We start from the raw sequence: 11,477 nt of genomic DNA on the forward strand, positions 1-11,477 counted from the left end.
CGCCGCCGCGCTGGGCCGCGCCGCCGAACTCAGCGACGAGCCCGCCCGCGCCGCCGACCGGGTGGTCGCCGCCGCCCGCTGCGCCTGGACGGCCGGCCGCCCCGACCAGGCCCGGCGCCTGCTCTCCGGACTGCCCGCCGATCCGGTCGCGACCGGCCGGGCCGACCTGCTGCGCGGCGAGATGCAACTGCGGTGCGAAGCGCCGTCCACCGCGGTCACCACCCTGCTCGCCGCCGCCGCGGCGGTCGCACCGGCCGACCGCGGGGCGGCCCTGCTGGGCCTGGTCCGGGCCGGCGAGGCCATCTGCCTCACCGGCGACCACTACCGGTACGCCGAGGTGACCCGGCGGGCGTGGGCGCTGCGCCGGCCCGGCGACCCGCCGGACGTGGAGCTGCTGACCACGTTCGCGGCCGGCGTCGGGGCGACCCTGCGCGGTGACCACGAGCAGGGCGGACCGGCGCTGCGCCGGGTCGTGGTGCTCGGCGGCCGGCTGACCGGACCGGCGCTCACCCCGGCCGCGCTGGTCTGCGGCGCCGTGGCCGGACTGCTGGTGGCCGTGGACGGCGCGGCGCACCGGCTCGCCGACCGCGCCGCCGAGCTGGCCCGGACGCGCGGCGAGCTGTCCGTCCTGCCCCGCGCGCTGGAGCTGCGGGCGGTCGCCGAGTACTGGCTGGGCCGGCACGCCACGGCGGCGGAGACCGCCCGCGAGGGGCTGCGGATCGCCCGCGCCGCCGGCCAGCGCACCTGCGCCCGGGTCCATCTCGGCATCCTCGCCGTGCTGGCCGCGGTACGGGCCGACCGGGCCACCAGCCTCGCCCGGATCGCCGAGATCGGCGACGGCGCCACCCCGGGCAGCCGCCCCTACGCGTACGCGCAGTGGGCGCTCGGCGTGCTCGACCTCGTCGACGGCCGGCACGCCGACGCGGCGGCCCGGCTGGCGTCGCTGGCCCGCACCGGCACCGCCCGCGGTCAGGTGCTCGTGCAGGTGATGGCCACGCCGTACCTCGTGGAGGCCGCCGCCCACGACGGTGGGCGGCCCACCGCCGCGCTCGCCGTCTTCGACCGCTGGGCCAGCAGCACGTCCAGCCCGTCGCGCCGCGCGCTCTCCGCCCGCTGCCACGCGCTGCTGGCGCCCCGGGGCAGCGCCGAGGCCGAGCGGGAGTTCCGCACGGCGCTGCGGCTGCACCCCACCGACACCGACCGGTTCGAGCGGGCCCGCACCGAGCTGCTGTTCGGCCGGGAGCTGCGCCGGGCCCGCCGGCCGCGCGACGCCCGGGCGTACCTGCACCGGGCGCGGGAGACGTTCACCCTGCTCGGCGCGACGGTCTGGGCCGAGCAGGCCGGCGCGGAGCTGCGTGCGGCGGGGGAGTCGGTCGGGTCGCCGCACCGGCCGCCGGCACAGCTGCTGACCGGCCAGCAGCTGCACATCGCCCGACTGGTCGCCGAGGGAGCCACCAACCGGGAGATCGCCTGCCGGATGTCACTCTCCACCCGGACCATCGACCACCACCTGCGCAACATCTTCCACCGGCTCGGCGTCCGCTCCCGTACCGAGCTGGCCCGCCTCTTCGCCTAGCGGCTCCCCGCGAGCGCCGACCGACCGGGCAGGCGCGGCCTCATTCGCGCCGCAGCAGGTCCAGGTCCGGGCCCCAGGCATCCAGGACGTCGCCGTGGCCCTTCGCCCGGGCCAGCCGCTCCAGGTCGGGGAAGAGGCCGGACGGGTCGTCGGCCAGCCGCTCCGGCAGGGTGTCGGCGTGCCAGGGCTCGCCCAGCGGGAAGGTGCGCAGCTCCCAGCGCAGGTACTTGTGGTACGGCCGCACCCGTCCGTGCATGGCGAACAGCGCCGTCATGAACCAGGAGACGCTCTCCATCTCCTCCAGGCGCGCCAGCACCGGCGCGCCGTCGCGACGGTTCTTCGCGGCCCGGTAGATCTGGTTGAGGTAACCGTCGAGCCCCTCCCGGGCCCACGCGGCAGCCTCCGACCCGGTGAGGGTGGCCTGTGCCTGGACCAGCTCGGCGAGCTGCCCGTCGGTTCGGTCGAGAAGGATTCGTGCGCCCCGGAACGCGTAACGCTGCCACTCGTCGGAGGTGTCCGCGAGCTGGTCGCGGGTGTAGACGATCTCGTCGAGCTCGGCCGAGCGGCTGGTCGGCCGCCACCGCCGCTCGTCGGACACCACGACGATGACGTCGTGGTCCGAGGCCGGCCCGGCCATGCCTCGCGCGTGCGAACCGGTCAGGATCAGCCCCAGCACGTCCGGGTTGGCGGCGGCCCGGGACAGCAGGTCTGCGTAGGAGTCCACCGACGTATCCTCCGTCGCTCGCGAGAGTCACCGGAACGCGGTCCAGGTGTACGACTGCGGACCGTCCGCAGTCGTACACCCGGGTGGTGTCCGGCTCAGGCGCTGCGATCGGCGCCCTGCTGTTCCAGCGTCTCGGCGAACTCCTGCCATTCCTGCGCGCACTGCCGGGCCACGTTGGCGATGACGTACGCGCAGTGCGGCGGTACCTTGTCGACCAACCCGTCCCATTCGTTGTTCTGAATGGCGCGGGCGAACATCCAGCGCAGCAGCTCCCGCCCGGAATCGGTGAAGCGCAGCGACGGGTCCTGCTTGAGCCCCTGGAGCATGGAGACGAGGTTCGGCCGGGGCGCGGGCGGGGGGTCCTTCGGTTCGAGGGTGAGGTGCGCGCCGCCGGGACGCCGGTTGGTGGCGCACCGGGCGGGCGGCAGCGGGTCCTCGCCCCGTTGCAGCCGGTTGCGCACGTCCCGTGCGGTCGACGGGGACACCCCGGCGTTCTTGGCGATCTCCCGCAGCGACGCGTCGGGCTGGCTCTTGATGTAGCTGACCGCCTTGAGCCGGCCCTCCACGTTGTTCAGTGGGCGGACCCGCCCGTCCCGGCCGATGCGGGCGGTCACCTGTTCGCCCGCGCCGCCCTGGGACTCCAGGCGCCGGCGGATGTTGCCGATGGTCCGGGCGCTCAGCCCGGTGGATGCCGCGATGGTGCGGTCCGACCAGGACGGGTGGCTGGCGATGATGCGTTCCGCGGCGGTGGTGCGCTCGGCCACCGACAGCGGCAGGCCGTGCGCGATGTTCGCCTTGACGCCGAGGACGAACGCCTCGCGTGCGGTGCCGTCGAACATCCGCGCCTCGATGACGTCGTCACCGCGGATCCGGGCGGCGCCGAGGCGGTGCGCCCCGTCGATGACACGCATGGTGGCGCGGTGCACGATGATCGGTGGGAGCGGGGCGTCGATGCTGGCCAGCATGCGGGTGTGCTCGGGGTTCTCGCCGTGCAGGCGGGGTGAGTCGAGCATCTGGAGGGATTCGACCGGCAGCCGTTCGATCGGCAATTTATCAATCAGTTCGCTGTAATTCTGCTCCGCCTTCATTCGGTCGGCGAAATCGTTGACCATCTGATGTTCCAACACCAACCCCCCGTTGGCTCTGATTCCCCTCAACGCGGTGATGTGTCGACCTGGCGTTGAACGGTACCGACCGCCCACGTAACGCCGCGACGTATCGATGACTGACTCTATCCACCACGCGGCTCCGCTGCAAAGTATTGCACGCGGGATTTGTACCTGACGCTACTGCGGGGCACTTGACCGCAGCGTCGATCCATGATCCGGACGTTCGATTAACGCGCGAACGGGACACAATACCCAAAGCGCACGGTTCCCAGCCGATGGCCATGCGTAGTGTCCGCCATTCCTGATGAATGCCGGCGTGACGGTTCTTTCGGGCGCATCGGCGAGTGTGGACGGCGAAATCTGCGGGCCGATGGGTCGGTTGCCGGGTTCGTAGCGGATGCCGGTCCTGACCGGCTGTGTCCGGAAAAATAGGCACGCGGTCACCGGCATTCGCACGGCCGGGCGCGAGGGATGCCGTGCACGGTGCGTCAACCCGCTGGGGCGGCGATCGCGTAAATCCCTCGCACATCACGGTTCGGTTAACCAGTGGGAAAAGATTGGTGGGTGGAGGAGCCGCCGGGATACGTGCGTAAACGGATACTGCACATGGCCGCCCCGCCCTCCGCGCTTTCCACTGAATTCGCAGGTCATCGCGCGGTTCCGGGACGGATTGCGGTCGGCCGGGTGGGATCGCCGCACACATTCGCCCGCCCGACAGGCTGTCGGATATCAGCGCCACGGCGCGGTGTGGCGAGCGCCACACATCGGCCGCGCATCCATCACCGGCACGGCAAGAAGAAGGAGGTGGCGGCGGGTTTTCCCGCGCCGCCACCTCCCGACGAGCGGATCAGGACGCGCCGGCCTCCGCCTCGACGAACCGGGCCAGCCGCGTGACGCCCTCGTCGATCTCCTCCTGGGTGAGGTAGCTGATCGACAGCCGGATCCCGTGCTCGCCGCCGCCCTCCGGATAGAAGTACGACATCGGCGTCCAGATCACGCCGAAGTCCCGGGCGCACCGGGCCAGCGCGGTGTTGTCGGCCCGGAACGGCACCGTCAGGGCGAGGAAGAACCCGCCGGCCGGCTGGTTCCACCGCACGCCCAGCGCGGCCCGGCGCGGCGCCGGCAGCCGCTCGTCGAGCCGCTTCAGGGTGTGCCGCATCGCCTCGCCGTAGTAGGCGGAGGTCTCCGCGTTCAGGTCGGCGGCCGTCCCGCCCGCGGCGAGCAGCATGCCGGCCACCGCGGCCTGGCTCAGCGGCGAGGTGTTCACGGTGACCATGCTCTTGATCTTGCTGAGCTCGTCGGCCAGCAGTCCGGTCCCGCCCTCGCCGTCCGCCACCTCCTGGTCGGCCACGGCGAAGCCGACCCGCGCCCCGGGAAAGAGCGTCTTGGAGAACGAGCCGAGGTGCACCACCCGCCGGGCGGTGTCCAGCGACTTCAACGTGGGCAGTTGGCGGCCGGGGCTCACCAGCCGGTAGGGGCTGTCCTCCAGCACCAGGAAGTCGTGCTCCTCGGCCAGCCGGAGCAGCTCGTGCCGGGCCGCCAACGACATCGACAGCCCGGACGGGTTGGTGTGGTCGGGGATGACGTAGCACGCCCGGGGGCGGCGGCCCCGCGCCCGCTCGGCGCGCAGCGCGGCCACCAGGTCCTCCGGGTGGAAGCCGTCCTCCCGCTCCGGCACCGGCGTGGTGGCGATGTCGAGCAGCCGGGCCGCGCCCGTGATGCCGACGTAGCAGGGGCTGGAGACCAGCAGGGCGTCCTCCGGGCCGCGGATGAGGGCCCGCAGCGCCAGCACCATCGCCTCCTGGCAGCCGACGGTGACCACGACCGACTCCGCCGGCACGTCGATGCCCTCGTCACGGCGCAGCCAGTCGGCGATGATCTCGCGGATCCGGCCGGCGGCCGGGCCGTACTGGAACATCGCGTCCTTGATCGCGGCGGGGGAGCGGCCCTGCGCGGCCAGGTGGTCCAGGTAGGCGCGGATGCTGTCGAAGACCTGGTCGAGATCGAAGAAACCGTCGAACGGGCGGCCGGGCGCGAACGAGATCGCCCGCGGGTAGCGGGAGGTGACCTCGTTGAGGAAGTTCATCGTGTCCAGCAGCGGATCGGAGAGGCTGTCGTGCAGCTCGTCCCGGCGCAGGACGCGCCCGGGGCCCGGATTCGGCAACGTGGTCATCTCACTCCCGTCGTGGTGGTGCGCCGGTCGGTCCGGGGCACGGCCGTCACCGGCCCAGCCAGACCGGCGCGCGTTTCTCGGCGAAGGCCCGCGGGCCCTCCACGGCGTCCCGGCTGGCCCGGCGGCGCTCCTCCCAGCCGTACCGGCCGGTGAACGCCTCGGGCAGCGGCCGGTCCAACGACTCCAGCACCGCCTGCTTGATCGCCCGCAGCGCCAGCGGCGCGCAGGCCAGCAGGTCGGCGACCCAACCGGCCACGCAGCGGTCCAGCTCACCGGCCGGCACCACCTCGTTGACCAGCCCCAGGGCGTACGCGGTGCCGGCGTCCATCCGGCGGCCGGTGAGCAGGTAGCCCATCGCCGCCTTCAACGGCACCTGCCGGCTGAGCCGGAACGCCCCGCCCGCCCCGGGCACCAGCCCGAGGCGCGGCTCGGGCAGGGCGAAGACGGCCCGGTCGGAGGCGACCACCAGGTCGCAGGCCAGGGCCAGCTCGAAGCCGCCGCCGAGGGCGTACCCGTCGACCCGGGCCAGGACCGGCTTGGACAGGTCGAACCGCTCGGTGAGCCGGGGCCAGCCGGGCTGCCCGCGCGAGCCGAAGCTGCTCGGGGGCACGCCGTCGGCGTCCAGCCGGGCCCGCTCCCGCAGGTCCTGCCCGACCGAGAAGGCCCGGTCCCCGGCGCCGGTCAGCACGACCACCCGGACGTCGTCGTCGGCCTCCACGTCGTCCCAGACCTCGGCCAGCTCCGCGTGCATGCGCAGGTCCATCGCGTTCAGCACCTCGGGCCGGTCCAGCGTCACCCGGGCGACGTGGTCGGCCTTCTCGTACCGCACGCGGGGGGTCACCGCGGCGGTCCTCCCGGGCGGCCGAACCGGCCCACCTTGCCGATCACGTCGTCGCTGTACAGCCGCAGGGCCTGCTGCACCGCGAACTCGGCCAGGTAGCGGCGGAACTCGTCCGGCGACTCCTCGCCGACGCTGAGCATCCGCCGGTTCGGGGCCACCGCCGGCTGCCGCAGCCGGGCCACCGCGTCCTCGACCGCCCCGTCCACCGCGGCCGGCTCCACCACCTCGTCGAGCAGCAGGCGCGCCTCCGGTTCGATGGCCCGGATCCGGCGGCCCAGCAGGATCACCTGCCGGGCCAGCCGGGGGCCGGCGATCCGGGTCAGCCGCAGGTTGGCCACCCCGGGCACGATCCCCTCCTGGGCCGCCGGCAGGCTGAGGTACGCGTCGTCGGCGGCGATCACGTGGTCGAAGACCAGCAGCAGCTGCATCCCGCCGCCGATGGCGAAGGTGTCCACCGCGGCGATCCACGGCTTCTGCACCGTCGGCGCGTGCCACGGCGCGTCCTCGTCGTGCAGCCCACCCCGGATCTTGGCCAGGTAGCCCATCTCCCGCCGGAGCAGGAAGCCGGTCAGCGTGATCTGCCCGGCGTGCAGCGCCTTCAGGTTGATGCCCGCGCTGAACACCCGCCGCCCCTCGTGGCGCGGGTGGGTCATGACCCCGCCCCGCACCACGCCGACCTCGACCCCCGGGTCCAGCAGGGCCAGGTCGACGGCGGTCTCCATGTCGTCGACCTGGCGCTCGTCCTCGGCGTTGAGGCAGTCGTCGCGGCACATGGTGATCCGCGCCGCCCCGTCCTCCCGCCGCAGCCGCACCGAGCCGAGGTCGAGCGCCCCGGTGCGGCGGAACTCGGGCAGCAGGTCCCGGGCCCGGGGGGTGGGCCGGAGCATGGCGTCCAGCAGGTGCCGGCCGGCCCGGGGGGAGCCGAGCACCCGTCCCAGGAAGAGGCCCTGGTCGATCTCGTGCCCCTCCTTGCGCAGCTGCGGCCGGACGCGCTCGGCCGCGAGCCGCGCCGCGTCGGGCACCAGACCGGGGAAGGCCCGGGCCGCCTCCGCGCAGAGCTCGGCCAGGCGCAGCTCCCGGCCGGCGGTCACCTCGTCGTAGACGGCGTCCACGTGCGCGTCGAGGAAGGCGGCGCGCAGCCGGCGTACCCGGTCCTTGGCGGTCTCCGCGGCGGCCCGCTGATGCGGCGTGCGCAGGTCCGGCACGGGCAGCGCGGCGAGCACCGCCTCCGCCCGGCGGGCCTCCCGGGTCAGGACCGCGCGGGCGGTGGCCAGGTCGGCCCGGACGACCTCCGCGGCCGCCGCCGGAGCCTCGGAGAGCAGGCCGGTCACGACGCCTCCTCGCGCCGGCGCAGCATCCGGTCGCAGGCGGCGAGGTGGACGCCGAGCGCCTCGTCGAAGCCCGCCGTGGCCGCCTCGAAGAGCAGGCGCCGCCGCACCGCCAGCTCCGCGCCGGACAGCCCGGCGGCCCGGCCGGCCGCCGCGGCGAGCGCCGCGGGGACGTCGTCGGTCACCTCGTCGAGCAGGTGCCCGGCCAGGGCGGTGGCGGTGTCCAGCGGCGTACCGTGCAGGACCGCCCGGCGGACCGCGGCCCGGTCGGCGCACTGCTGGGTGAGCCGGTAGACGGCCATGCCCGGCCAGGTCACGCCGGTGACCAGCGGCAGCACCAGCCGGGCCGGGCCGGCGGCGATCCGGTGGTCGGTGGCGAGCAGCGCTTCGAGTGCCGCGCCGCCGCAGTCACCGTGCGCCACCGCCACCGAGGTCGCCGGCAGGCACTCGAGCCGGCGCAGCTCGCGTTCCCAGCGACTGACCAGGGCGACGGTGAGGTCGTCGGCCCAGCCCGGGCCGGGCGCGCCCGACAGGTGCAGCACGACCAGCCGGTCACCCCGGTCCTCCACCCGGTCGCAGAGGGCGCGCAGCGCGGCGACCGTCTCGGTGGTCAGGGGAGCGGCGCCGTCGACGCGCAGCGTCGGCAGGTCCGGCTCGGGGCTCGTCTCCGCGAAGCCGTTCGCGGCCGGCGCGGTCACCACTGGACCAGCGCCGTCTCGATGGTGGAGCCCGGACCCATGGTCATCATGACGCCGTGGTCGCCACGCCGCACCACGCCCTCCTCGATCAGTCGACGGTAGGAGAAGAGGAACGAGCCGCTCGACAGGTTGCCGTGGTCACGCAGCACGCCGATGGTGTGCCGGACGTCGTGCCGGGACAGCCCGAGGTTGACCCGGACGGCGTCGATCACCTTCTTGCCGCCGGAGTGCACCAGCCAGTGCCGGATGTCGCTGCGGCGCAGGTGGTGCTCGCCGAGGAGCCGGTCGACGACCCGCTCCGCGTGCGCGCCGACCACGTACGGGATGTCCGGGTCCAGGTAGAAGCTGAACTTGTGCTGGTCGTCGTCCCAGTCGTAGCGCATGGCGCCCATGGCGTCGGTGATCAGATGACTGGCGAACGACAGGATCCGCGGCCCGGCCGGCTCCGCGGCGGCGTCGCCGTCGGCCGGGGCGACCAGGGCGATCGCGGCCGCGCCGTCGCCGAACAGGCTGTTGACCACCGCCGTGCGCATGCTCCCGTCGATCACGTACGCGGCGGAGCACGCCTCCGTGCACACCATCAGGGCGAGCCGCCCGGGGTGCGCGGCGGACCAGGCGGCGGTCCCGCCGAGGGCGTTCAGGCCGGCGTTGCAGCCCATGCCCACCACGTCCACCCGGTGGCAGCGGACCTCGATGCCCAGCTCCCGGATGAGGAAGGCGCTCAGCCCCGGGGTGAGGAAGCCGGTGGTGGTGACGCAGCACAGGTAGTCGATGTCGCGCGGGTCGGCGCCGATGCGGGCGAGGCACTCGCGTACGGCGTTCGCGCCCATCTCCACGGCCAGCCGCCGGTGCTTGGCCAGCAGCGCGCCCTGGCTCTCAGGGAGCACCGCGCCGGCGGCGTCCCGGGGCGGCAGGGTGAGGTGGCGGCGGTCGATGGCGCTGTTGAGGAACACCGACCGGATCCGCGGGTCGGTGATGGCGAAGATGTCGAGCAGCTCCCGCTGGCTGTACGAGTCGGCGGTCACCGCGGTGCCGACCCCGGTGATCCGGGCCGCCGGCGGCGCGGAGGGGCGGCTGCGGGGGCGGGCGGCGGGGAGGCGGAGGACGCCCTGCTCGGGGGCGCTGAGCGTGGTGGTCATCGGAATGTCCATCCCCACATGCGGGGCTTGCTGCGCGGACGGCACACGACCGTGGTCATGTCGGTCACCCTCTCCTGTCTGACGGCGGGTCCTCCCCGGGCGGTCGGCGGCACGGGGCCGTCGCGGCGGGTCGGGGAAGCGGGGTCGAGGCGCGGGCCGTGGGGCGCCCGGGCCGACCGGTCTCGGCACCGCGTCGGCACTCCGGCGGCGGCGCGGATCGTACTGTGGCACCGCTTCCTGCCCCGATCAATCGGGCGCGGACCGGCGACCGGGCACAGTGGTCGGTCGCGGCGGGTGTCCAACTGACGGCGGGGCGCAGTCGAACGGTCGACCCCCTCGGGGCCCGTGACCGGCCCGGCGGCGGCGCATTGATGGACGCCGTGACGGTGGGCCATAGTGACCGTGCGTAGGAAACGGGCAGCTCCCGGCCTCGGCTCGGTCCGACGGGGCAACGGCTGCCGCGCTCGCGCCGGCCTCCGGCCCGGCGGACGGAAACCCCTCTTGGTGATGGTCGGCGGTCCCTGCCGTGTCGGCGCGGACCCGTCCCCTTCCGCCATCCCGGCTGCGAAAGGAAGCTCCGTGGTTGCACGAGAGATTGAATACGTCGAGCTGTACGTGGGCGATCAGCAGTCCGCGGTCGACTACTTCGTCTCCCGCTTCGGATTCCGGCAGGTCGCCGAGTCCGCGGTGGACGACACCCGTTCCACCCTGCTCCGGCAGGGCACCGTGAAGATCATCGTCACCGCCGGCCCGAAGACCTGGAAGTTCCTCGACGGGCACGGAGACGGCATCGCGGACATCGCGCTGACCTGTGACGACGTGGACGCCACCGTCGAGGCCGCCGCGGCGGCCGGCGCCACCGTGAGCCGCTCCTTCCGCGGCCACCCGGTGGTCACCGGCTTCGGCGACGTCGGACACACGCTGCTGCCCGCCTCCGGCGGCCCGGCCGACCGGCTGCCGGCGATCGGCGACTGGACGCCGTCCACCGCCCCGGAGGGCCCCGCCGGCCGGATCCGCAAGCTCGACCACGTGGCGGTCTGCCTGGCCGGCGGCACCCTGGAGCAGCACGCCGACTACTACGGCGCGGCCCTCGGGCTGAACCGGTACTTCAGCGAGTACGTGGCCGTGGGGGACCAGGCGATGGACTCCATCGTGGTCCGCAGCGCCTCCGGTGAGGTCACCTTCACCCTGGTCGCGCCGGACCCGACCAAGAGCCCGGGGCAGCTCGACGCGTTCCTCGGCCGCAACGGCGGCCCCGGCGTGCAGCACCTCGCCTTCCTGGTCGACGAGATCGTCCCCGCGGTACGCGAGTACGGCGCCCTGGGCGTGGAGTTCCTCAACACGCCGGACGCCTACTACGAGATGCTCGCCGACCGGTTCACCGGCATGACCGAGGAGATCGCCCAGCTCCGCGAGACCAACGTCCTGGCCGACCGCGACGAGTGGGGCTACCTGCTCCAGCTCTTCACCCGGTCGCCGTACGAGGCGAACACCCTCTTCTACGAGCTCATCCAACGGCGCGGCTCGCGGGGCTTCGGCAGCCGCAACATCCGCGCCCTGTACGAGGCGGTGGAGCGGGACCGCCTCATCGCCGACTGACCCCGACGGCGGGCCGCCCGACCCGCCACCTCCCGCCCGGGACCGCACCCAGCGGTCCCGGGCGTCACCATGTCCGGAGGCCGGCGGAGTGCCCGTGCGCCCACGCGGCCCGACCTGAGCGCGAGGCGCAGTCGACCAGGAGGTTCGCGTCGGCACGGCCCGCGTTCCTGACGCAAACCTCTTGATCGACGGAGCCTCCACGCGTTCGCCCCAGGACCCGGGCTGGGTGTGAGGCGCGGTCCCGTTCCCGTCCTGGTGCCTTCCGCGGAGTTGACCAAGAGGTTTGCGTC

Annotated in this window: 9 protein-coding genes; 2 read left to right on the forward strand and 7 right to left on the reverse strand. The window is 74.0% G+C overall.

The features are described from left to right. Positions 1–1,576 (forward strand): helix-turn-helix domain-containing protein (locus tag IEY96_RS33215; RefSeq protein ID WP_268247166.1); only part of this gene is annotated, 1,576 nt, incomplete at its 5' end. A gap of 40 nt (positions 1,577–1,616) precedes the next feature. On the opposite strand, the gene IEY96_RS25355 is transcribed toward IEY96_RS33215, so the two are convergent. From IEY96_RS25355 to dpgA, 7 genes are all read right to left on the reverse strand, one after another. Beyond that, complete coding sequence (locus IEY96_RS25355; protein ID WP_189197321.1) at positions 1,617–2,300, reverse strand: nucleotidyltransferase domain-containing protein; 684 nt, start codon at positions 2,298–2,300, stop codon at positions 1,617–1,619. 95 nt (positions 2,301–2,395) lie between these two features. Then, entirely contained in the window at positions 2,396–3,412 is a 1,017-nt protein-coding gene (locus tag IEY96_RS25360; protein ID WP_229791886.1) for a ParB/RepB/Spo0J family partition protein, read from the reverse strand. Positions 3,413–4,256: 844 nt separating this feature from the next. Further along, on the reverse strand, positions 4,257–5,582 hold the full coding sequence (locus IEY96_RS25365) for an aminotransferase-like domain-containing protein (protein WP_229791887.1): 1,326 nt from the start codon (positions 5,580–5,582) through the stop codon (positions 4,257–4,259). Between the two features lie 46 nt (positions 5,583–5,628). Then, positions 5,629–6,423 (reverse strand): enoyl-CoA-hydratase DpgD, encoded by a 795-nt coding sequence (dpgD, locus tag IEY96_RS25370; protein ID WP_229791888.1) that lies wholly within the window; start codon positions 6,421–6,423, stop codon positions 5,629–5,631. Then, entirely contained in the window at positions 6,420–7,754 is a 1,335-nt protein-coding gene (gene dpgC / locus IEY96_RS25375) for a (3,5-dihydroxyphenyl)acetyl-CoA 1,2-dioxygenase DpgC (RefSeq protein WP_229791889.1), read from the reverse strand. Before dpgC ends, dpgD begins: the two co-directional genes overlap by 4 nt. Beyond that, the gene (gene dpgB / locus IEY96_RS25380; protein ID WP_229791890.1) at positions 7,751–8,449 is read right to left on the reverse strand and encodes an enoyl-CoA-hydratase DpgB; all 699 of its coding nucleotides are present in this window, start codon (positions 8,447–8,449) and stop codon (positions 7,751–7,753) included. The genes dpgC and dpgB overlap by 4 nt, the downstream gene beginning before the upstream one ends. Further along, a complete protein-coding gene (gene dpgA, locus IEY96_RS25385; RefSeq protein WP_229791891.1) occupies positions 8,446–9,588 on the reverse strand; it encodes a 3,5-dihydroxyphenylacetyl-CoA synthase DpgA in 1,143 nt (380 codons plus the stop codon). Before dpgA ends, dpgB begins: the two co-directional genes overlap by 4 nt. A gap of 579 nt (positions 9,589–10,167) precedes the next feature. Between dpgA and hppD the strand changes: the two genes are divergently transcribed. Beyond that, entirely contained in the window at positions 10,168–11,187 is a 1,020-nt protein-coding gene (gene hppD, locus IEY96_RS25390) for a 4-hydroxyphenylpyruvate dioxygenase (protein WP_229791892.1), read from the forward strand. Positions 11,188–11,477 lie beyond the last annotated feature (290 nt).

Origin of the sequence: Micromonospora fulviviridis (assembly GCF_014648395.1) — a bacterium.
GTDB lineage: Bacteria > Actinomycetota > Actinomycetes > Mycobacteriales > Micromonosporaceae > Micromonospora > Micromonospora fulviviridis.